Origin of the sequence: Streptomyces subrutilus (assembly GCF_001746425.1) — a bacterium.
Classification (GTDB): domain Bacteria; phylum Actinomycetota; class Actinomycetes; order Streptomycetales; family Streptomycetaceae; genus Streptomyces; species Streptomyces subrutilus_A.
In genome coordinates, this window is sequence record NZ_MEHK01000001.1 from 7044042 (window position 1) to 7066065 (window position 22024).

Below are 22024 nucleotides of genomic sequence, written 5' to 3' on the forward strand. Positions count from 1 at the left end.
CCCGCGGACAAGGCACCGCCGATCGAGGGTGTCCGCCGGGTTGGCCAGTCGGCTACCTAGTGCTGTTCCGCGGAAGTTCGTGGAGGGGGTGATCGGAGGATCGGGTGATGTTCAAGTTCGAGGTGGCTGCTGACGGCCCTGATCCGTTGATGGTCCAGTTCGAGCCGGCGGGAAACGAGTTGGTCGTGAACCCCGGGGCCACATCACCATCGAGTGGCCTGAGACCTACGCCGGACGAACGGGGATGGGAACCTTCGTTCACGGCCCTGGTCGGTTGACAACCCTTGACCCGAACTTCATGCCGGGCCAATGCTATGCCCGGGTCTGGGACTCCAGCGGTGAAGAGATCACCTACTGATACGACTCCACGGTGTGGGGCGAATCAGACGGCCTTGAGCGGGGTGCCTTCGTAGGTCCAGTTGTACGGCTTCGCGGTGGTGTTGTGGTTGATCACGTAGCTCTCCAGCTTGTCGATGAGGTCGTTGCGGCGTTCGTCCTCGTGCTCGCACTTCTGGCAGCCGGTGCGGCAGGTGTGCTCGCCCGCCTCGACGGCGCCACCTACCCGTCCGCGCTGATGCGCGCCGCGGCCACGTTTGCCGCCGTCGTCACTCTGGCCACAGCCATCGCCGGCGTGCTCACGCAGATCCTCGCCTGACCCTGCGCCGGCTCGGGGCGCTCAGACCTCTGCCCCTCCTGCGGGGGTGCCCCGGCCTGACCGGGGAGCGGCTGGGCGAGCTGGCGCACCATGAGGCTCCGACTGCTCGGTAGCCGTTGTTCGCTGCGCGGGATCGGCCACGTCAGTTCCATACGGGGGCGTGCTGCCACTGCCTGGGGGAGGGCTGGGCTGACGGGGAGGCGGCCGGAACGTTTCAGCGGGTGCAGTGGGGAGCGGTAACCTCAGCGCCATGTCCGAGACATCGGTTAAGCGCTTCTACGACGAACTGGCCGATGACTACCACCTGGTCTATCCGGACTGGGACGCGAGCATCCGCCGACAGGGGGAGGCCCTGGACGCCCTGATCGGCCAGGATCGTGCTGCGGTGCTTGACTGTTCCTGCGGCATCGGCACCCAGGCCATCGGCCTGGCGCAGCGCGGGCACCGCGTCACCGGGACGGACCTCAGCCCCCGTGCCGCCGCCCGCGCCGCGGGCGAGGCCGCCCGCCGGAGTCTGCGCCTGCACACGGCCGCCGCCGACATGCGACGGCTCCCGTTCCCCAACGACCGGTTCGACGCCGTCGTCTGCGCCGACAACTCGCTGCCTCACCTGCTGACCGAGAAGGATGTCCTCGCCGCCCTGCTCGAGATGCGCCGCGTGCTGCGTCCCACCGGCCTGCTCCTGCTCAGCACCCGCCCGTACGAGGAGCTGCTGCGCGACCGTCCCGATTCGACGCCTCCGCAAGTCCACCGGAACGCCGACGGCGGAGAGCGGACGATCACGTTCCAGCTCTGGCACTGGCACGACAGCGGCGAACACTACGACTTGGAGCACTTTCAACTCCTTCCGGCAGACGGCGAATGGCGCGTCAAGGTCCGCCGGACCACCTACTGGGCGCTCGGCCAGGACCGGGTGGCCGGCCTCGCGGCCGAGGCCGGGTTTGTGGACCTCGAGTGGCGGATGCCGCAGGAGACGGGCTTCTTCCAGCCGCTGCTCGTGGCTCGCGCCCCGCGTGGGTGATTCCACTCCCCGGCGACCGTCTGTTCGCGCCTGAGCCGGGTCGGGCGAGTAGCGGAGCGGCGCCCGCTCGTTCACGGCTCGGGTTGCCCGCCTCCGGATCACCCGGGTGCGCCGAACCCCGCCGCCCCGAGCTGCGCCCCGCGCCTCTCGGCCGGGGCGGTCCGAAGGCCGCCGGTGCTGCCGCGGAGGCCGGCTGCGGGAGGACCAGGGGGTTTGCGTGCCGCCCCCTGACGGGGCTTGCACGAGTGCTGACGCGCTGAGAGCCGACACCTCCGCGAGGGAAAGTGGCGGCTCACGCACTAGCCATCAGGTCTGGCATTGCTTCGTGGACGCGGGAGACCAGCCGCTCCAGGCGCCGCCGTCGGCCCGGGCGTGCACTCGGATCTCCACCTTCACGGGGCCACAGACTCGGGTCGTGCTGCCCACCTCGAGCGGTCCGACGGCCTCACCGGCCCGGATATGGGTGCGTCCGCTCCCCACCTTCTCCCAGTGGCCACCCTGCACCACACGGAAGAACGCTTCGTACGAGACGTTCACTGCCTTCGTTCCCGTGTTACGTGCCTTGATGTACGCCGTGATCTCCCTAGTCGGGAACTCGCCGACCGAACCCCGCTGGGCACTGATGCAGCCATTGACGGCCACGCGGCCGGTCGACACTCCTCCGCCGCAAGCGACCGCCGCGGCCTGAGCATTGGTCGGGATGGTCAGCATGGTCAGCGCGACCGCGCTGACGATCGTTCCGACACGCCTCGAATGCAACGTCCCCTACCTTTCGTCGAGCCGGACTCCTCAGCTCCGACCATGCCTCCCCTTGGGACACGACGAGCTGGGTTTCGTCCTGCTTTCGCCTGAACGGGTGCAGATGCCGACGGGGCCCTTCGGTGGCGGACGCGGAGCAGGGCTGCCCGCACCGCTCCGCGGCCGGATGCTGACTTCGTTGGCGGTGCATGGTCGGGCCAGTGCGGGGCATGGTCCACCGGAGTCCGTACAGGGTGGTGTGGGGAGGCTGAGTTGGCCGGGAGCGAGCTGACGGCACGGGAGACGGCGGTCTGGGACCAGCTGGTCTGCGAGCTGAACGAGAGCCGGGCGCGGGCGGAACGCAGCCGGGCGGGGCGTGGGCGCAAGGCTGTCGTGGCGGTCTTGCTCCTAACCACGCTCGCCCTGCTCGTCGCCGGCAGCCTCGCCGGGGCGGAAGTCCTGGCGTAGAGCGGGGTCGGCATCTCGGTGAGTGCCGTCCTGATCATGCCTCACCTGCACGGGCATGTCCCACGACTCCCCATGCGCTGGTGAAACCGGGGTGCCGAACCGTCTGCCACACCGTACGGGAGACGAATCATCCGCAGGCGGGCTTCGCGAGACCTCGCTCACCCGCCGACGTCCCCCCGCGTAGTGATTCAGGGAAAGGAAGCCGGAATCCATTTGCTCGGACAGAGGAAGGGTGTCCGGGCGCGTGAGTGGATCGTTCGCGACGGCATGGCATCCGGGCGGCGGGAGCTGTTGCTCATGCCGACTCGTCGCGGATCGCGTTGCGGTGTTCCTCGTAGAGGAGTCGCGCGTCATCGCTGGGGAGGGCCTCGGTGTTGAGGCCGCAGGTGCACGTTACGACGGTGAGGCCCGATGGAGTGCGCAAGGTGTGCCCTTCGGGGCTGGTCCAGGCCTGGCCGGCCGGGTTCTCGTAGCGGAGGTTGTGGCGGTATCGGTGAGCACCGGCATGGCTCGGTGTGCAGCCGGTGCTGGTCTGGTCAGTGATGGGGCGATGGTCGCTCATTGTTCCAGTGTGGCCGCCTGCGTGACATTTCCCTGTGTGGCCTGCTGATAGATCGCCTCCAGAGCCGGCGGATCAGGGCAATCGGGTGTTATCGGCTCAACTCCATTCGCAAGGGCAAGACACCGCCGAGCCGATCAACGGACGTCCTGGTACACGCCTACGAAGCGCTGCCCCGCTCGATTCAACGAGATGGCCTGTCAGGCCATGTCGGTGTCCCGCTCACTGGCCTTGAGCCGGATCTTGAGCCAGTAGCTCGGTCCGCTGCGGGCTTCGCCGCCGAACACGTGTCCCCATCCTGAGGGTCTTGTTCGAATTCAGGATTGCCATGACTGCCTGGAAGCTTGATGTGTCGGTTGGGGGCCCCCAGGGAAGCCGCGCTTTTTGAGCAAGTTCAAATAGGAGTGGGAGGTCGCAGGGCCGACTATCCAACCACCGGGGAGAGGTCTGTGGACATGTGCGCTGGGGCTGTGCAGATCAGAGGGACAGGCGGGCGGTGGCTCGTCGCCGCACTGACAGCTTGCGCGGTACTCACATCAGGGTGCACAACCTCAGTCGATCCCGACGAGCTGCCCGGGGTGTACCGCAACGTCAAGACCGGCGGCGAGATCACGCTCGATTCAGGCGGGATGTTCACGGCCACCGCCGTGTCGACAGACGGGTTCTCCGGCCCCGCCGACTTCAGCGGCCGATGGGAGTTCCTCGACAACCAAGGGTCCAGCGACTTCGTCTACCTGTCGGTCGATGACGGCGGACTCGGCAGGACCGCCGGTATCCAGCTCTACACGGAGGACCAGGAGACGGTGTACTTCCGTCACGACCCGGACGGGCCGCCGAACCTGGTGCTCACCAGGGTGGCCGCGCCGTAGATCCCGCGTCCCGAGTCCGGCGCGTGGCGGCCCGCACCCGAGGGCGGCCGATCCGGGAAAGGGTCGTCGGTTGGTGAAATCGCGACGCCGAGCGTGTGGGGTCCGTGACTGCACCGACGGCGGATCTGCCCGATGCGGCAGCGGCAACTCGCCCCTGTCCGGTCGGCGTCTCGCCGCAATCAGCCGGCTTCGCCTTCGAAGAAGTGACGGATGTTGGCGGCACAGGACGCCATCTGCTCGTCGGCTTCCAGTTGTGCGGTCACCGACGCACTCCAGCCGCCTGAGGCGTCCCACCAGGGGCGCAGCGTCCAGGTCAAACGACATGGTGCGGACGGTGGGGCGCAGCCATGCCCCTTGCACCGACCAGGTCATCGGAGGAGCGGAACGGTTGTCTCACCCCTCCACCAACACAGCTGCGAACCCCCGGCGATACACCCCAAAAGCCTTTGTGTCGGTGCCGGTCACCGCATAGGTTCGACCACCACCACGACGTGTAGCTCAGCAGCAGAGCGCCGGGCTTGCTTCCCGGAGGGCGCAGGGGCAGAACCTGCCACGTCGGCCATGAACACACACGCTGACAAGCAGCACCCGAGCCGGTCCGCTTCGAACACCACAGTCGAGTCCGTGTCCGTGTCCGCAGCCGCACCGGTGTCCCCTTCCGCCTCCTACGCCGCGCGCCGGCTGGACCGGGCCCTGCGGACCTCGACCCTCCACGAGGACGCCACCACGCGCGAGCGCGCCCGCTCCCGGGCTGATCGGTGGCGTCAGGTCCTGGCCGGCATCGCCTCGGGTTCCCTGACCATCGGATCGCGTACCCCGGTGGCCGATCTGCCCGCCTGGGTGACGCCGGAGGTGGTCACCGGCGGGTTCGCCACCGGCTCCGCCGCGGCCGGCGGTCCGCTCCTGCCGTACGAGGAGGAGGCCGCCCGGTTGGCCGGAGTACCGGCGACACGCTCGGACCTGTTCGCCCACTTCCTCACCGAGGACGGCCTGGCTCACCTGTGGTCCCTGCTCGACAGCGGGCACTACGACGTCCGCGTGCCCGAAGAGGCCGCCCTGCCCACCGTGGCCTGGCTGGTGCGCGCCGAGGACTTCGACGCCGCCGCCGAACTCGTCACCGCGATCCGTCCGTTCGCCGACCGGCTGCGCTTCCTGCCGCGCCCCGCCGACCGGCCGTCGGCCGGAGCGGGCGCCGTGTACCGCCGGACCGTCGGCGAGGCTGGTGCCGCGCTCGCCCGCCGCCGGCCCAACGCGGCCGTGGAGGCCCAGCGGGAGGCGCTCACCGTCTGGGCGCCCTTCGAGGACGAACTGCTCGCCCACCGGCTGGCGGCCGCCTCCGGTAGACCCGACCCGTGCTGGCATGCGGACGGCGCCTCCCTGCTGGCACGTTACGAAGCCCTCGCCGCGGCGCACACCCGCTGCACCAAGCACCGGGACCCGAAGTCGAACGCCGCCGTCCTCCGCCGGGCGCTGGAGGAGGAACTGGCGGGCCGCGCCCCGGCCCCCCGGCTCACTGGACTGCTGCGGACGGTTGTCACGTCGATGGTCGCCAAGCGCGGCGCGCCCGGCTCCCCCGAGCACACCCGCCTGCGGCGGCTCCAGGCCGACCAGGCAGCACTGCCCGCACACCACGCGCTGGCCGCGCTGGTCCTGCGCAGGCTCTCCCGGCTCGACCAGGACAGCGGAACGGCCGACGTGGACGCGCCGTTGGCCCCGGTGACCGAGCGAGAGGCTCTGGAGACCGGCCTGCCCGTGGGCGCGGCCGTACCGCCGGCGATCGGGAAGCCCGTCCGCGCCGCCCTCAGTGCCCCCTTGGAAGAACTGGTGAAGCGCGGGGTGGTGGTGTCCGCCGAGGTACTGGCGGAGCTGGTGCCGCAGCTCGTCGCCGCCGTCACCGCAGGCCAGTACGCCGACGAGCCGCTGCGGAACCTGATGGCGGGAACCTACCGAGCCTTCCGGGGCCGCCGCTCCCTGCTGCTGCTGAACCTCCAGCACCAGGTGCGGATCGAGGAACTCCCTTGGCTGCGCTCGGTCTCCGCGCACCGCAGCACCGACCCGGGAGCCCACGATCAGGCCGAAGAGGCGGTGCGCAGGCTCGGTGAGCTGGCCGTGTCCGCCTTCCCCGCGACCGTGCTGCCCAATCCGCTGGTACGGGAGCTGTCGCAGTTGGGCCGGCAGGCGGAACTGGGCACCCCGTTCGTGGAGGAACTCGCCGCCGACATCTTCATGGGGACCTTCAGCCCGAAGTTCCTCGTGGCGGCGCGGATCGCCGCCGACCTGCTCGAAGGGAGCCTGTACGAGCGGTACTACGGCATCGATTACGCGGGGCTGCGCGCGATGGCGGTCGCGCAGGCCGCGGAGACCGCGCTGCGCGGGCGGCCCTCCCGCAGCGCCGAGCAGTTCGCGGAGCTGTGCGCCGAGCGCGCCGGGAGCAAGGGGAGGAGTTGGCGTCCGGCCGTGAACGGCACGGTCATCGAGCAGGCCCAGATCCTCACGACCCACAATTTGGCCACCCTGGTCAGCCGGGTGCGGATCGCCCCGCCGGCGGGCTGGGCGGCACTGGCCCGGGACTGCTTCGACACGGTGTGCCGGCTGGTGAACCGGACGGCGGGCACCCCGACGCCGTCCGCCGTCAAGGACGCCGCGTACGCGTGGCGGCAGATGCTGTTCCACCTCTCGCTGTGTGAGGAGGCGGAACGGGTGGCCGTACTGGCGTGGATCGAGGCGGACAGCACGCGCCGGACGCCGCTCGTACGGGCCCGGCTCGCCCCGGCCCTCGCCGGGCTGCGCCTGGTGGCGGCGGGTGCCTCCTTCGGACCGGACGGCACGGCCGAGCACGGCCGCGCCCGTCGGCTGCTCGGCTGGAGCGCGGACGGGCACTGGATGCGCGCCATCGAGGCGCCGAAGCACAACCACACGGCGACGCACCGAACCTGAAGCCTCAGCGGACCGCCCCGGCCGTGCCGGGACTCCGCACGGCTGCGGAGGGAGAGCCCCGGCGCTCCCCAGCGTCCGAAGGGCTGGCCGCTCGCGACCTCTTGAGGTCGCGGCTTTGCGCCTGGAGGCCGCCGCCCGCTGCGCGGTGCCGGCCATGCCCGGGTGCTCGGCCAGCAGGCAGACTCTCTTGTGGAAGGGTGACGTGGAGGCTGGCGGATCGTTTCAGCTCACGTGAATGATGTATTCCGCTTTTTCGTTCCGGGCTTCCGCCCTCCGGTCCGCACCAGAGCGCTGGGTCCGGCCTTACCGTCCGCAGTCGAAGTCGTGGCGAGTCCGCGTGAGGGGGCGCAGGGGTGACGGGGCGGTCGTTCTACTGGTGTCGCTCCTGCCGCCGGCCTCTCTACGCCACCAGTTCCCTCGCGATGCCGGCCGGCCGGGATTGGGAGATCGACCATCAGCAGGCCGGCGCCTGCGACAACGGGCACCTGATGCCCTTGACCGGCACCGCCACCGCCCCTGAAGACCTGCCCGACGCACCGCGCGTACTGCTCGTCTTCGGATCTTGAACCCGGACCGATGGCGCCCAAGGGAGGCGTACCCGTCGCACCGTTGCGGGTCTACGGGTGACGGGCGGTTGCGGGCCCCCACGGCGCCCGGCGTGGGGTCGTTGGGCTGCCAATGGACCACAGGAACGTTCCAGCGCGCAGAGAAGTCTCGCCGACGTGCGTGCGCGCGGCGGGGAGGTGTCGGATCCGAGCCCACAGGCAGCGGCCCGCACCCGCCGGCCGCGCGTTCGGCTGAGGAGAAGGCTGGGGGAGCGCTACCGGGTGAGGAGTGCTGCGTGCGCCGGGTGTACCGGCAACGTAGTCGGGGGAGCGTCACGGGCATGGACACGCATGACGGCCCAGGTGATGGTCGAGACTTCGACGTCCTGGCACCTACCTGGAGACCGTGCAGGCTCGAATCCCGTCCGTAACCGACCCTCTGGTGAATCGTTTATCCATATCGTCGGGTCAGTGTACGACCGCTCCCCCCTTGCGGTGGCCGCGACTCCTGGCCCCGGGACGCCCCCGTCCCGGGGCCCTGTCATGCCCCTACTACGCGCAGCCGCTCCGGCGGCAGGCCATACCGTCACCTCCGGAACCTCGGCGTGAACAGCGAGATCAGGCTGTCCGCCCTCGATCAGTGGCATGGGATCGACCAAGGCCGAAGCAAGGTCAGCCCGTCCCGGATGGGTGAATTCGAGCACCTGGCCGCTCCCTGATTCAGGCAGGGCCGTTGGGCTGGGCGGATAGCTGGATGATCGCCATCCCGTCGTCCCCTGCCTATTCCTGTGCCCGTGCTTGAGGAGACGTTTCCCTTGGCTGTCGCTGATCTTCCTGGTCCCCATTCGTTGCTGCGCCGCACCCTGGGGGAGTGGCGGATCGGGCTGGTGGCGTGGCGGCTGCTGGTTCTGCAGACCGCGGATCCGGCGGTTGCCGCGGGCATGGCCACCTTCTCCACCTACCGCGCGCACCCGTGGCGGCGTGTCGAGCACACGATGGACAGCGGGAAGCGGCTGTTCTTCTCCGACCGTGAAGGGCTGCACCGGGAGATCGCCCGTCTGGAACGTACGCACCGCCGTCTGGCCGGGACCGACGAGCAGGGCAGGCCGTTCACGGCGTTGGACCCGGCGGTGCGGGTGTGGGTGTTGGTCACCCTGTACGAGTGCATGACAGCGATGCGGGAACTGTCCGGACGCCCGCTGGCGCCGTCCGAACTGGATCAGATGTACGGAGAATTCCGTGCGGTATGTTCCGAGTTCGGCCTGTCCGACGACTTGTTCCCGGCCACGGCCGCGGACGTGCCCGCGTACATGGACCGCACGATCCGCGAGCGCCTCGAGTACAGCGAACCCGTGCGCTACCTGCTCTTCGACATGCTCCGGGAAGCCCCCGCACCCCGCCGCCTCCGCCTCCTGAAGCCGGCCTGGCCGCTGGTGCGCACGGTGGCCGCTCACGTGATCGGTGCGCTGACCGTCGCGGACCTGCCGGAAGCCTTCCGCGAGCGCTTCGGTCTGCCTCGCACCCGCCGCGCGGCCCTGCTCTCCTTCATCCTGCACCGCGGTATGCGCGTGCTGATCAACGCCCTGCCCGAGCACCGCCGCTACCGCACCCCGCTGACCGGCATCCCCTCGACTGCGCAGCCTCCCACCGCTTCCACCGACCATCCTTCTGTCCCGGAGGCGAGCCCCGTCCGGCTTCCCGCACCGCGCCGCCGCAAGGGTGCCGATTCCCGCCCGGCCCGTGTGCGGACCTTCTTCCACCAGGTCCTGGACCAGACCGGCGACGGCCGCATCAGCTCGGCCGATCTGCAGGCCATGGCGCACAACGTGTGCTGGCCGCTCGAACTCGCCCCGGAACGTGAAGCTCCCGTCTACGCCGCCTTCGAGACCTGGTGGCAGCAGTTGCGAACCGGCATGGATGTTGATGAGGACGGCAAGGTGACCTGCGAGGAGTTCGTCACCGCCATGCTCACCGGAATCGACTCCGGGCCGGCCTACCTCGAGCAGGGACTGCACGTCGCGGTTCGCGCGGTCTTCCACGCTGTGGACACCGACGGCAGCGGACACCTGTGCGCCGATGAGTACCGCACGATCTTCGGCGGCTCCCGGGTTCACCCAGCCGAACTCAACCACGGCTTCCGCCAGCTCGACAACGATGGAGACGGCCGCATCACCGAAGAAGAATTCGTCCAGGCCTTCACCGACTACTTCACCGCCCGCTCCGACAGCACGGCCGGCAGCCAACTCCTCGGACGCCCATAGCAGGGCGGTGGCTGGGCTGGGTCTGGTGGCGCAGCGGAGCGGCGGCGGGGCTGGTGACGCCGTGGGCCGCGCACCACAACTTTGCGCCGCTCGGGCTGATGAAGGCGGTTCAGCCGGTCACTTGCTGGCTCACGCTTCCCCGTCCCTCGGTGCCCACCCGAGGCTCGGGACGGCCCTGTGCGGGAACGGCTTTGAGCAGGCGTCGTCGGGCCCAGAACAGCAGCGCCAGCACACCCAGCACAAGAACGGCGTTGGCTGCGTATTTGGTGGTGTACGAGACCTCCCCGAGTGGCTCGACCATGAAGGACAATCCCGCGTTGGCCGCCAGTGCGGCGCCTCCGACCGCCAGCGCGTGCCCGCGCCCCCACGGCGCCTGCCCGGACCACCGCACCACCAGCCCGCCGAGCAGAACCAGTGTCAGCAGATCCAGAGCAGTCCCCGGCCGGCTCGCGGGCAGCAAGTGGTGCACCGTCATCAGCACCATGGCGATGCTCCCGGCCAGCCACGGCGCCGGCACCCACCCGGAACGCCGCACCGCGCGGCGATGCGGCACCAGGAGTGCCGCCGCCGCCAAGGCGACAGCCGCTGCCGCAGCGGCGCCGAGCTGGGTGGGCGAGGCCATGAAGTCCCTGGTGTGCTCGCGGAAGATCACCAGCACCGCCAGCCCGTAGAGCACAACCATCACTCCCATCCCGACCCTGCCCAGCCACGGCCGATCGGCCACCCGCGGCGCGCAGGAGTCGATCACCGCGATCGGCGCGGCGAAGCTCCAGATCACATGGCCCGCACCGAAGTCCAGTACGTGGTTGACGCTGATACCCAGAGCGGGAATCACAGTGGGGAGCCGCTCCGAATCCCAGGACGGCTCGTCGACGAAGTCGGGGTTGAACAGGCTTTGGTCGACCAGCCCGGCCTGGATCACGCCGAACGCGGCGCTCAGCAAGAGGATCGACGGCCATCCGCGCCCGGTCCGGCGTATCACCTCACGGATCATCACGGCAGCCGTGCCGTAGAGCGGGGCCAGGACCAGCAGCCCGATGAGCAGGTCCACCGGCCGGCCCATGACCTCCAGGTAGCCGATGAGGTACTCGGCGCAGATGGGGGAGAGCAGCAGCAGCCCGACGATCGGCCCGAGCCTGCGCCACAGCGGCGGCATCGGGGGTGCGGGTGGTGCGGGCTGAGTCCACGGGCGTTCCTTTGTCGCGGGGGCAGGGGTTGACTCGCCAATAATAGATCGAGCGCTCGGTTTATTATTGGCACATGGGCCGCTAAGGTGGAACCCCCACGAAGATTCAGTCAGGAAGGGCGCGATGAGAACGGTCGACCCGGCCAAACACCAGGCACGCCGGCGGCACATCCTGAACGCCGCGACCGGCCTGTTCGCGGCCAAGGGCTACGAGCGCACCACAACCGCCGAGATCTGCAAGACCGCCGGGATCAGCGCGGGCAACCTGTTCCACTACTTCCCCAACAAACGCGCGATCTTCCTCGCGGTGTTCGACGAGGAGGGCCATGACAAGGCCGAACGGCTGGCCCAGGCCCGGGACGCCGACGACCCGTTGCAGGCTCTGATGGATCTCGTGGACTACCTCGCCGCCCCTGCGGTCGAGCCGGTGGTGCCTGCACTGGTGATGGAGGCGATGGTCCAGGCCTACCGCGACCCCGAGCTCGAAGCGCTGCTGAGCCGCGGCAACGCCGACGAGCACGCGGCGATCGCCGCGCTGCTGACACGAGCCGCCGCCGGCGGCCGGATCGACCCCGGGCTGAACCCGGACAGTACTGCGACGTGGATCACGGCCCTGATCGCCTCGGTCTTCACCAGCGCGGCCACCAGCCCCGGCTTCGATCCGGCAGACCAGCTCCCCACCCTCCGCCTCATCCTGACCCGCTTCCTTCAGGCGAAGCCGCACAACTCCTAGCGACGGCCCCGGCAGCCGTGCTCCTCCCGGAGGGCGAAGCGGTCTGAGCGATCCGGGAGCGGGGGGCCGGTGCCGAGGACGGCCAGGGCGACCACCCGGGAACCGGCCCACGCCCCCGACCTCGCTCGTCACCGTGACGGCGTCCTCGGCCCGGGCGGCCACCGTAGCCGTCCACCGCTGCGTTCGGTCCGCTTAGGCCGTCCTCTTGCGCAGGCGCGCCCGGGCCGCAGTGCAGGATGCCCCCGAGTTCATGGCCCCGCCGTCTGGGAGGTGAATGCCCGACCCGGCCGACGCCACCTCACCGCCGCGAAGCCGGCCAAGGCCGGCTGAACCCTAGCCAGGTTTGATGGTGGCGAGCTGCGCGAGTAGCAGGACCAGCCGGTAGGCGTCGGCGAAGTCGGCCGCGGTGAAGGTGACTGTCCGGCCGTTTTCACCGCGTGAGACCCCTTGCGGTGACGGCGGTAGGGAGCAGATGTCGTAGTTCGGCGCAGGCGCTGTCATCGCCGCCGAGCAGCACGACTGGTACGTCCAGCGCCCAGCCAGCCATGGCGGCATTGAGGCCGATTCATGGTGTGTGCCAGTACGGCCGGTCCGCCGCCGGCGCGGACGTGCTAACCGACGAGCAGGACCGCGTCGGTGTTTTCGTCGAGTTCGTCGAGCATGCCAAGGGGACGCGGCGTGCCACGGGCCAGGTGCGCCCGGCGGTCGAGTTCTTCGGGCGGCAGGTTGCGGAAAGAGCCGTGCGCGTCGGAGACCCGTACCTCGGCCGTGGGTTCGGCATCCAGGACACCGGCGATCACGGCGTTCGCCTCAGCAGTGTGTACCAGGCTGACATGAACTGATCTTGTCGGCCAGGGCCTGCCCGCGGTTCGGAATGCGGGTGGACGCGGCTGGGCCCCGACCCTGGGGGAGTGGGTCGGGGCCCAGCCGGACTCAGAGGCGTTGGCCGCCTGGTTAGGGGCGGAAGACGTCCTTGACGTCTTCCTTGGCGTGACGCGTCTTGCCCTTGGCCTGGTCGGCCTGGCCCTTGGCGGTCATGCGCTCGTTGCCCGTGGCCCGGCCGACGGTCTCCTCGACCTTGCCCTTGGCCTGCTCGGCGTGTGCCTTGCTCTTCTCCGTGCCCGACATGGGGACCTCCTCGTGTAGTACCGGATTGGTCGTGACCGCTCTTCTGCTCGCGATCGCCGCCCGCAAACCCCCCGCCCTGCGGTCGGGCCTCTGGGCCGCCGTGCGGCCTGGTTGGGGCGGGTGGTCACAGAGCGGCGGCGTAGGTGTCTGCCATGGGGGTGTGGGGGACGTGTGGTCGGTCGGTGATCGTGCGGGAACGGAGGTGGCCCACACGTCGAGGGGAGTCGGGCCGCGACAGGCGCCCAGGGGATGGATCGTGCGAGCCCGGGCAGCCGACAGGAAGTCCGTAGCCTCGGGGCATCCCCGAGGTGCAACCCCTGCCGAGAGGATGTCCGATGGCCCACGAGACCGAGGTGAGCAACGGCGAGCAGCGGAGGCCGCGCTTCCCACGGGTGGTGGAGCCGCTCCTGGATCCCGAGCTCGGTCTGCTGATCCGCCTGGTGAACGGGGACGGGGAGAACCGCTCCCACTTCGGAGTGTCACTGAACATCCCCGGCGGGGTGATCTACGGGCAGGTGATCAGCCGTGACGCGTACGCCCAGGAATGGGAAGCGGCACTGCGCGATCTCCCCGGAGCCGGAGCCGAATCTCTCGCCCGGCTGCCCAAACTGATCAACCAGGTGATGGAAGAGCAGCACGAAGAGAATGAGACCGACCCGCTGCCGCGCTGGGTACACCTCAGGGACGCCACCTTCCTGACAGGAGCGGCCAACCAGACCATGCACTACGGACTGTGGCGCGGCCGCCTCGCCGACATCGTCGGCTGGTCCCTGTCCATCCCCTCCTGAGGCATTCGGCCATTCGGCCATTCGGCCAGTCGTCCAGTCGGTCAGTCGCTCAGGGCCCGGAACCGGGATCCGGATGCACGGGCCTGGTGATGCCGGCCCGGGCGGCCTCCAGTTGGGCCGCGAAGGCCACGCCCAAGAAGAGTGCGACGCCGGCGAGGTTGGCCCAGAGGAACAGGGCCATCAGGGCCGTCAGCGGTCCGTACAAGGAACCGAAGGACCCGCTGTGCCCCACATAGAGGGCCAGCAGCCAGGTAGCCGTGATCCACAGGGCGAGCTGCACGACGGACCCGAAGGCGAGCCAGGTGTAGCCCGGTTGGTCGCGCCGGGGCGCCCAGCGCAGGACCACCGCCGATGCCATGCAGGCGAGTGCCACGCCTACCGGGACCTTCGCCCAATCCCACCAGCTCAGCCACGCCCCGGGCCGGCCGAACACCTCCGTTACCGCCTTGCTCACCGCCCCGCCGGCCACCGTCACGAGGAAGCCGAGCACCAGCGGCCCGCCCGCACCGACCGCCAGGAGCAGGCTGCGGCCGTACTTCGCCAGGAACGGCCGGTCGCGTTCGATCCCGTAGATGCGGTTGCACCCGCGCTCGACCTGGCCCATGGCCGAGGCGAGGTTCAGTACGGCGAAACCGAGGCCCAGCCACATGGCCACGGTGCCCGCCGTGTCGGCACCGGCATGCGTGCGGGTGGCCAGCAAGCCCTCGCGCACGAGCTCGGCGCTGGCCGCCGGAACGATCTCGCCCAAGGTCAGTTCGATCAGCCGTCCGACGCTTTCGGTGTGGACGGCCGCAGAGACCCCGACCAGGGCGATGGCGAGCGGCACCATCCCGATGACCAACTGGAAGGCGAGGGCCCGCGCGAAGCTGAACCCGTCGGCGTACCGGAAGCGCAGGAACGCGTCGGAAGCCAGCCGCCGGCCCCCGTAGCGGCGCAGCGCGGTCCACGCCTCGTCTCCCGACAACTCGTCACCGATCATGTCCCTCGTCTGCGGTACGTGCACCACTGTTCCCATGCAGGAGGTGTGCTCCGCCGGCCCGTTTCCATGCGTCCGCCCGGCTGCAACGCAGGCTGTCCCCGGGAGGCGGACAGCGCGATGGTCACGCCCACTCCTACCGGCTGACGTCCTCGAGCGTCGGCGACATAGGAGCTGGGAATACCGCGCCGCCGGTTTCGGGCGGCGCGGCAGACGTGGGGGAGGCGGCGGTTCAGCCGGTGGAGTAGCCGCTCAGGTCGGCGATCCGGTCTGGCCAAGACGTGACGCTGAGGACGGCGATGATCCGCCTGGATACGCTGGTCTGTCATGACCAGCTGAAAGGTGCCGCCATGAGCCAGTACTTCGACATCGGCGACGAGACACTGTGGAACCCATCCAATGGAGCGTCCCGCATGTTCCAACGCCAGGTAGCGCTCTTCGAGGCGGAGCTGGAACTCCCTTCAGGCATCGGGCCGATGGAGAACGACGAGTGTCAAATCAGCCCTGACACGTTCGAAACCTTCGTCAACGCTCTCCTGGCGAAGTACCGAAGTACGAGCCACGCCATCTGGCTGGCGCTCTCCGAAGGCTTCATTGCCACAGTGCTCGTTCTTGCGGAACGCGCCGCGATCAAGGTGGACTGGACACGGCACGGAGCCGCCCCGGAAGCCCCACTCGTAGACGTGCAGGTACCCACCACCACTGGGATGTCCGTGCCTGCGGAAGGCGCAGCCTGGGCCGCGGGCCTGCGCGGGAAGGCCCGGGAGCTGGGACAGCGCATGCCCCGCTGACCAGAGCAGCCGAGTCGGAGGAACCGATCGCAATCCCTCCCCGCTGCTCTATGGACGCCCCGCGGCGGTGGCCGCCTTCGGGCGGCAACCCGAGCGGGTGCAGGCACCAGGTGGGTCCGGGGGCCTGCACCCGTGCGTCGGAGTGCGTCACGCCTGAGGCTGAAGGGGTAGTCATCGGGCCACACTTGGGGGAACTCGTGATCATCTCTACCTCGACATCGGCACGCAGCGGAACCCGGTACCGCGGCGGTCGCCGAGCGCAGGCGGCAGTCCTCTGCTGCGGCCTGCTGCTGAGCGCACCGGCCGTCGCCACCGCCGCCACGCCGGCCGCCGCCCATGCCCAAGCGCAGTACGAGGAGCGTGGCCGGGGCACGCTGGTCTCCTCCGAGAAGCTGTACACCCTCGCGACTCCGCAGGCCGTAGCCGCCGAACTGGGCGCGGCCGGGTTCCAGGACGACACCGTCCGGCACGGCGTGGTCGCGTACCGGCTGGTCTACCGGACCGTTGATGCGCACGGACGACCCATCACGGCGAGCGGGCTGTTCGTGCTGCCGCTCAACAGCCCGGGACGGCTACAGGCGGTCTCCTTCGCGCACGGCACCGGCAGTCACAAGGATGATTCCCCGTCCATGCAGCGTGCCAAGTTCGTGTCCGCGCCGGTGATCGCGCATGCGGCGGCCGGTGCCGCAGCGGTCGCGCCCGACTATCTGGGCATGGGTAAGGGACCCGGTTTGCACCCCTGGATGGACATCGACTCCGAGACCACGGCGTCCCTGGACATGCTGAGAGCGGCCCGTGCCTTCGCGCCCCGCACCGGACATGCGCTGAAGCGCGAGGTCATGGTCACCGGCTTCTCGCAAGGCGCCTCGGCGGCGCTGGGACTCGGCCGGGCCCTGGAGGCGGGTGCGGACCGCTGGTTCAGGTTGGGCGCGCTGGCACCGGTCAGCGGCGCGTACGACTTCGGCGGCATCGAATTGTCCGCGCTGCTCGAGGGGAGGCTGGAACCCAAATCCAGTGTGCTGTACGCGGCGTACACCCTGGTCGCGTTCAACCGGCTCCACCACATCTACGACAGTCCTCGCGAGGTCTTCCGGGCCCCTTATGACAGCACCGTCGAGGCGCTCTTCGACGGCGCCCACACGGGGGAGCAGCTGATGCGGGGCACCCCGGGCACTGTGGACGAGTTGCTGACCGAGCACGGCCGCGAGTTGCTCACGCATCCCACGGGGCCGCTGGCGAAGGCGCTGCGCGCAACCGACGCCGTATGCACCGACTGGGCACCCCGTGCCCCGGTTCGGCTCTACATGTCGACCGGGGACGAGCAGGCCGTCACCGAGAACACCGAACACTGCCAGGCGGCTCTGCTCCGCAATGGCGTGGACGCCCCGGTCGTCGATCTGGGCGAGGTCGACTACCACGGATCCCGTCACCTGGGGTCCAATGTGGCAGCCACGTCATCGATCGTGCGCTGGTTCGGTGGGCTGCGCCAGCAGTGACCGCATGACCTCCGAGTACGGGCTCAGCAACTGGGCCGGCGCCCACCCCAACGTCGTCGCCGTCACCGAATCCGGCACAACTGGGTCCGGGCCGCAAGCCCGTGTTGCGCGCCATCGCGACCCTGGACGCGCGCACCGACCGCCAGAGCGACGCCGACTCCTACGCGCACGTGCGGTACGGCGACGAGCCGGTGGGGCGCGGCAACCGGCCCTCGCCCTCGTTGACCGAGGCTCTGTCGGAACTCACCGGGACCAGGGGCGACCTCTACGGCTACCTCGACTCCACGATGACCCGGCCGGCAGCGCTCAGCGACGACCTGTTCGTCGTCCCGTTCTTCGGGAAGACCTACCGTTCGACCAACCTGGGGCAGGAGTGCAGCTTCGCCCTCGTCGATGACCGCGGGGTGTTGCAGGGCCGGCTGGGAGGTATCGATCCCCTTGCCGGGAATGTACGGGTTCCTCGCATGCCCGCCGCGTCTTTCGTCATCAGTTCGTTTGCCCGACAGGTGCTCCCGGATACGAGTCGATGCGGCCGGGCCTTCTGTGCGGCCATTGGCAGTCGCACCCACCGACGGGGTTGGGCAGCAGGCCTCAGGGGAAGTCTCCGTCCCGCGGACCGTCGACTGAAGTGGAGCCCCTGTGACGTAAGCAACCGCTTGTCCGAGAGCAGGGGAAACTTCAGGGGGGAGTGGATGCACGGTGGAACGACGCATGTCGGTTGCGACGCACTGGGGCAGTTACATCGCGGTCGTCGATTCCGGTCGGTTGGTGCGAATCGAGCCGAAGGGTGATGATCCCGCGCCGTCGCCCATCGGCCCCGGAATGGTGACAGCCGCCGACGACAGCGCTCGCGTGTTGCGCCCCGCGGTGCGCAAGGGCTGGCTGAACGGCCTGCCGCGCGCCCACGACACGGCCAGAGGTGCCGACGCCTTCGTGGAGGTGAGCTGGGACGACGCGATCACGCTGGTGAGCGATGAACTGCGGCGAGTGCGTTCACAGCACGGAGACACCGCGGTGTTCGGCGGCTCCTATGGATGGGCGAGCGCGGGCGGGTTCCACAACGCGCAGGGTCAACTCCACCGGTTCCTGGCGCTAGGCGGGGGATACACCGACTCTCGCAACACGTACAGCACCGCGGCTTTGGAGGTCGTCCTCCCCCATGTGATCGGCGGGCACCCGTGGAGCTACCAGTCCCGGATGCCGATGTGGGACGAGATCGCCGAGAACTGTGAGCTCGTGGTGGCGTTTGGAGGGCTGGCCCTCAAGAACAGCCAGATCAACCCTGGTGGGCTGGCGAGGCACCAGACGCAGAACCTGCAACGCCGGTGCCGTGAGGCCGGGGTCCGGTTCGTGAACGTCAGCCCCATCCGCAGCGACGTCGCCGGCTTCCTCGACGCCGAGTGGCTGCCCGTCATCCCCAACACCGACACCGCCGCGATGCTCGGCATCGCACACACGATGCTGGTCAACGGGTGGCACGATGAGGACTTCCTTCGCCGGTGCAGTGTCGGGTTCGACCGCTTCGCCTCCTACTTGGTCGGCGAGCTCGACGGCGTCCCCAAGGACGCTGCCTGGGCAGCGAGGATCACGGGCATCAGTCGCGACGTGATCACCGACCTCGCTCGCCGCCTCACCACGCAACGTTCTCTCATCATGGTCAACTACGCGGTGCAGCGGGCAGACCACGGCGAACAACCGATCTGGATGTCTGTCGTGCTGGCCGCCATGGCGGGCTCGATGGGCCGGCCTGGCCGCGGCTGGGGTGCGGGTTACGCGACGATGGACGCGACCGGCGTTGCCAAAGGCCGCCCCTTCGTCGCGACCATTCCCGAGGTGTCCAACCCCGTTCCGGATTTCATCCCTGTCGCACGGATCGCCGACACCCTGCTGCATCCGGGTAGGACCATCGACTACGACGGCCGGCGCCTCACGTTGCCCGAGCTTCGCCTGATCTACTGGTGCGGAGGGAACCCGTTCCACCACCACCAAGATCTCCATCGGTTGACACGGGCCTGGCAGACCCCTGACACGGTGGTGGTCCACGAGGCCTGGTGGAACACCACGGCCAAGTTCGCGGACATCGTCCTCCCCGTCGCCACCAGCTTGGAGCGCGACGACTTCGCCGCCGGATTCTCGGACCCCCACCTCGTCGCGATGCCGAAGGTCCGCGAGCCGGCGGGCGAGTCGCGCACCGACCACCACATCTTCACGGCCTTGGCCTCCCGGCTCGGATACGAGCAGGAGTTCACGGAGTCGCGCTCCGAGATCGAATGGGTCCGACACCTTTACGAGCAGACGAGGACCACACTCGGCGACGATGCCGCCTTGCCGAGCTTCGACGACTTCTGGCGAAGCTCCACCGCTGAGCTGCCGGCGTCGACCGGACCGTTTTCCGGTAGCTTCGAGGCGCTCCGCTCAGATCCGCAGCGATTCCCCCTGCCGACGCCGTCGGGCCGGATCGAGATCTTCTCCGAGGAGATCGACTCGTTCGGCTACGACGACTGCGCCGGGCATCCGATGTGGTTCGAACCAGTGGAGTGGCTTCATGGCGACGCGGCGGACCGGTTCCCGCTGCATTTGATCTCGAATCAGCCCGCCTCGCGCCTGCACAGCCAGTACGACAACGGTGGCCACAGCCTCGGTTCGAAGATCCGTGGCCGTGAGCCGGTGACGATCAATCCGTGGGACGCCGCGTCGCGCGGCATCGAGAGCGGCATGATCGTACGGGTCTACAACGACCGGGGGAGCTGTCTCGCGGGCGCAGTCCTGTCGGACGACGTCATGCCAGGCGTCATACAACTGTCCACGGGAGCGTGGTGGGATCCGGTCCAGCCCGGCCTGAGCGGAACATTGGACCGCCACGGCAATCCGAACGTCCTCACGGCGGACCGGCCGTGCTCGCGCCTTTCCCAAGGACCGAGTGCTCTCAGTGCGCTGGTCGACGTCGAGGTCTACGGCGATCCCCTTCCTGACGTGCTCGCCTTTACACCACCACACCTCGAACGTTGATACGGAGGCTTCCTGCCTCGTCGGGCAGGTGTCCAGGTACGCCATCGTCAGGCGCGTAACAGGCCGGCCCTGCCGCCGAGAGGCTCTCCACTCGCAGTTTGCGCTTGCGTGACGGCGTGAATACTGTCCGCAGTCATGACTGCACTTCAAGACCTCAAGTACGGCCAGTGGTTCAGGGGCGCCGACGTCGACGGCGACGGGTTCATCACCCAGCGGGACGTCCGAATGATGAGCGAGCGTTACATCGCCGCCCGGGGCACCGCTCCGGACACCGCGACCGCCCGCCTGCTCACCGAGGGGATGGACGGGTTCTGGGCGAACGTGATCGCCCCGATGGATCAGGACGGTGACGGGAAGGTCGATCTGCGGGAGATGACCGAAGGGTTCAGGCGGGTCCTGACCGACCCCGCCCTGTACCCGGAACAGATCGAGCCGGTGACCAACTGCTTCTTCGACCTCGTTGATCTCAACGGAGACGGCAAGATCGATCGGGCGGAGTTCCAGCAGATGTTCGACTCCGTCGCCGGCGTTCCGGGCGAGGACTGTGCCGCGGTCTTCGCCGCTCTGGACCGGGACGGCTCCGGTGCGCTCGACCGCGCCGAATTCCACCAGGCGGTCACGGAGTTCTTCTACGGCAACGACCCGGACGCTCCTGCCAACCACCTGTTCGGCAGGGTCGTCGGCTGACGGCCCCCAATGCGGCCCGGGACCCGCACGCCCACACCATTGCTGGTGTGGGCGTGCGGCGCGAAGACCTCAGGCCGGTCCGCCTGGCTTGACCTCACCTGTACCGGCCCGTACGGACCGGGCATCGGCCGCTCGGGCGGGACGTACCACTTGGACGGACAACACGTCACCGACAAGCCCGGCCTGCTCCTGGCACTCGGCGAAGCCCTCCTCGGCCCCGGCTCCGCCTACGGCCGCGGCCTCGACTCGGTGGACTACCACCTGGGAGGCGGTCTCTCCGTCGTACCCCCGTTCACACTCATCTGGCACCGCGCCGACATCGCACGCCACGCCCTCGCCCGGCACACCGTCGACCACCGCCCCGACCGCTCCTACTTCGAGGTGGCCGTGCGCATCCTGCGGGAACATGGTGTCACCGTGGTACTGCAGTGAGGGAAGGACAGGGATCCGAGCCGGGCTGAAGGCCGCGCCCGACCGGAAGGAGTACCCGGACCGACCGTTCGCCGGCCGCACCAGGCCTCCGGCGCGGCCGGCGCGGGGGAGGCACGAGACGCCACGTGATCGTCCAAGCCGCGACCAGGGCCACGCCCCGCTCGGACCGCGAGGCCAGCCGACGGCGAGGGATCCGTCCCACGCGCCGGCCTCCGGGCGACGCCGGCACGTATCCGCAGGCGACGCCGGTGTCACCCGTTCGGGCGCCGACGGGTGCCGCGTGCGCGGACGGGACGGAGGCTGGGCGCATGGCCGCCAAGTTGATCGTCTACCCGCCGGACGCACAGGGCTGGCGCCGGGTCCGCTACGACGGCACCGCCATTGGGGTCGCCCACCGGCCATCCGACATCCGCGTCTTCCTTGCCGAGGCCGGGCTCGAGAACGCCGAGGAGGTCGACCTCACCGACCCCGACTTCGTCGAGTGGCGAGGCACCGGCCCGGAGGACTGGGAACCGTCCGTGTGAGGAACGGGCCGGACCGGGCCCTTGCCAGACGCCGGACAGCCAGCCGGCACCGAAGTCCGAAGGGTCGCGTGCGCGCTGCGCGCCCGCTCCTCGAGAGCCCGCGAAAGCCCGCCACGGCGTACCGCTCGCCGGTAGCTGAGCCGCGCCCGCGGATGCCGGCGACGTCGGCCATGAGCTGCTGGGGATGGGGCTGCCAGCCGACGACCAGGACACGCAGGCCC

The 22024-nt window shown here is 69.5% G+C and carries 20 protein-coding genes, 1 tRNA gene and 1 pseudogene; 15 read left to right on the plus strand and 7 right to left on the minus strand.

Features of this window, described 5'->3' with window-relative positions:
• Positions 1–442: 442 nt before the first annotated feature.
• Positions 443–655 carry a hypothetical protein gene (locus BGK67_RS32230; RefSeq protein WP_069923364.1) on the plus strand — a complete coding sequence of 71 codons (213 nt, stop codon included), beginning with the start codon at positions 443–445 and terminating at the stop codon, positions 653–655.
• 250 nt (positions 656–905) lie between these two features.
• Positions 906–1676 (plus strand): class I SAM-dependent methyltransferase, encoded by a 771-nt coding sequence (locus BGK67_RS32235; protein ID WP_069923365.1) that lies wholly within the window; start codon positions 906–908, stop codon positions 1674–1676.
• Between the two features lie 306 nt (positions 1677–1982).
• On the opposite strand, the gene BGK67_RS32240 is transcribed toward BGK67_RS32235, so the two are convergent.
• A complete protein-coding gene (locus BGK67_RS32240; RefSeq protein WP_069924277.1) occupies positions 1983–2387 on the minus strand; it encodes a hypothetical protein in 405 nt (134 codons plus the stop codon).
• 300 nt (positions 2388–2687) lie between these two features.
• On the opposite strand from BGK67_RS32240, the gene BGK67_RS32245 reads away from it, so the two are divergent.
• Positions 2688–2882 (plus strand): hypothetical protein, encoded by a 195-nt coding sequence (locus BGK67_RS32245; protein WP_069923366.1) that lies wholly within the window; start codon positions 2688–2690, stop codon positions 2880–2882.
• A 295-nt stretch (positions 2883–3177) separates the two neighbouring features.
• Here the strand turns inward: BGK67_RS32245 and BGK67_RS32250 are convergent, their stop codons facing one another.
• Positions 3178–3444 (minus strand): hypothetical protein, encoded by a 267-nt coding sequence (locus BGK67_RS32250; protein ID WP_069923367.1) that lies wholly within the window; start codon positions 3442–3444, stop codon positions 3178–3180.
• Between the two features lie 575 nt (positions 3445–4019).
• Here BGK67_RS32250 and BGK67_RS32255 point away from each other — a divergent pair.
• Positions 4020–4310: a hypothetical protein gene (locus BGK67_RS32255; RefSeq protein WP_244291381.1), complete on the plus strand. Its 291-nt coding sequence runs from the start codon at positions 4020–4022 to the stop codon at positions 4308–4310.
• A 179-nt stretch (positions 4311–4489) separates the two neighbouring features.
• On the opposite strand, the gene BGK67_RS39175 is transcribed toward BGK67_RS32255, so the two are convergent.
• The gene (locus BGK67_RS39175; RefSeq protein WP_244291382.1) at positions 4490–4627 is read right to left on the minus strand and encodes a DUF6228 family protein; all 138 of its coding nucleotides are present in this window, start codon (positions 4625–4627) and stop codon (positions 4490–4492) included.
• A 170-nt stretch (positions 4628–4797) separates the two neighbouring features.
• On the opposite strand from BGK67_RS39175, the gene BGK67_RS32260 reads away from it, so the two are divergent.
• The 3 genes from BGK67_RS32260 to BGK67_RS32275 all read left to right on the plus strand — a co-directional run bounded on the left by BGK67_RS32260 (position 4798) and on the right by BGK67_RS32275 (position 10053).
• Positions 4798–4872, plus strand: a tRNA-Ala gene (locus BGK67_RS32260).
• Complete coding sequence (locus BGK67_RS32265) at positions 4872–7247, plus strand: hypothetical protein (RefSeq protein ID WP_432215497.1); 2376 nt, start codon at positions 4872–4874, stop codon at positions 7245–7247. The genes BGK67_RS32260 and BGK67_RS32265 overlap by 1 nt, the downstream gene beginning before the upstream one ends.
• Positions 7248–8607: 1360 nt before the next feature.
• A complete protein-coding gene (locus BGK67_RS32275) occupies positions 8608–10053 on the plus strand; it encodes an oxygenase MpaB family protein (protein WP_069923369.1) in 1446 nt (481 codons plus the stop codon).
• Positions 10054–10162: 109 nt separating this feature from the next.
• Here BGK67_RS32275 and BGK67_RS32280 read toward each other — a convergent pair whose 3' ends face one another.
• The gene (locus tag BGK67_RS32280; RefSeq protein WP_069923370.1) at positions 10163–11209 is read right to left on the minus strand and encodes a hypothetical protein; all 1047 of its coding nucleotides are present in this window, start codon (positions 11207–11209) and stop codon (positions 10163–10165) included.
• A gap of 154 nt (positions 11210–11363) precedes the next feature.
• Between BGK67_RS32280 and BGK67_RS32285 the strand changes: the two genes are divergently transcribed.
• A complete protein-coding gene (locus BGK67_RS32285; protein ID WP_069923371.1) occupies positions 11364–11972 on the plus strand; it encodes a TetR/AcrR family transcriptional regulator in 609 nt (202 codons plus the stop codon).
• Between the two features lie 333 nt (positions 11973–12305).
• Here the strand turns inward: BGK67_RS32285 and BGK67_RS36755 are convergent.
• Positions 12306–12790 (minus strand): annotated as a pseudogene (locus BGK67_RS36755) (M55 family metallopeptidase); the annotation flags it as partial.
• Positions 12791–12926: 136 nt separating this feature from the next.
• Positions 12927–13100: a CsbD family protein gene (locus BGK67_RS32295; RefSeq protein WP_069923373.1), complete on the minus strand. Its 174-nt coding sequence runs from the start codon at positions 13098–13100 to the stop codon at positions 12927–12929.
• 335 nt (positions 13101–13435) lie between these two features.
• On the opposite strand from BGK67_RS32295, the gene BGK67_RS32300 reads away from it, so the two are divergent.
• The gene (locus BGK67_RS32300; protein WP_069923374.1) at positions 13436–13888 is read left to right on the plus strand and encodes a hypothetical protein; all 453 of its coding nucleotides are present in this window, start codon (positions 13436–13438) and stop codon (positions 13886–13888) included.
• Positions 13889–13937: 49 nt separating this feature from the next.
• Here BGK67_RS32300 and BGK67_RS32305 read toward each other — a convergent pair whose 3' ends face one another.
• Entirely contained in the window at positions 13938–14903 is a 966-nt protein-coding gene (locus BGK67_RS32305) for a YihY/virulence factor BrkB family protein (protein WP_069923375.1), read from the minus strand.
• A gap of 260 nt (positions 14904–15163) precedes the next feature.
• Here BGK67_RS32305 and BGK67_RS32310 point away from each other — a divergent pair, with 260 nt between their 5' ends.
• From BGK67_RS32310 to BGK67_RS32335, 6 genes are all read left to right on the plus strand, one after another.
• Positions 15164–15655: a DUF6086 family protein gene (locus tag BGK67_RS32310; protein WP_244291383.1), complete on the plus strand. Its 492-nt coding sequence runs from the start codon at positions 15164–15166 to the stop codon at positions 15653–15655.
• A gap of 185 nt (positions 15656–15840) precedes the next feature.
• Positions 15841–17151, plus strand: coding sequence for a lipase (locus BGK67_RS32315; protein ID WP_208948771.1), 1311 nt, complete (start codon positions 15841–15843; stop codon positions 17149–17151).
• Positions 17152–17862: 711 nt separating this feature from the next.
• Positions 17863–20160 (plus strand): molybdopterin-dependent oxidoreductase, encoded by a 2298-nt coding sequence (locus BGK67_RS32320; RefSeq protein ID WP_069923376.1) that lies wholly within the window; start codon positions 17863–17865, stop codon positions 20158–20160.
• A gap of 135 nt (positions 20161–20295) precedes the next feature.
• Positions 20296–20847: an EF-hand domain-containing protein gene (locus BGK67_RS32325; protein ID WP_069923377.1), complete on the plus strand. Its 552-nt coding sequence runs from the start codon at positions 20296–20298 to the stop codon at positions 20845–20847.
• A 150-nt stretch (positions 20848–20997) separates the two neighbouring features.
• Positions 20998–21279, plus strand: a complete 282-nt coding sequence (locus BGK67_RS32330) for a barstar family protein (protein WP_167739620.1) — start codon at positions 20998–21000, stop codon at positions 21277–21279.
• Positions 21280–21587: 308 nt separating this feature from the next.
• A complete protein-coding gene (locus BGK67_RS32335) occupies positions 21588–21803 on the plus strand; it encodes a hypothetical protein (protein ID WP_069923379.1) in 216 nt (71 codons plus the stop codon).
• Positions 21804–22024 lie beyond the last annotated feature (221 nt).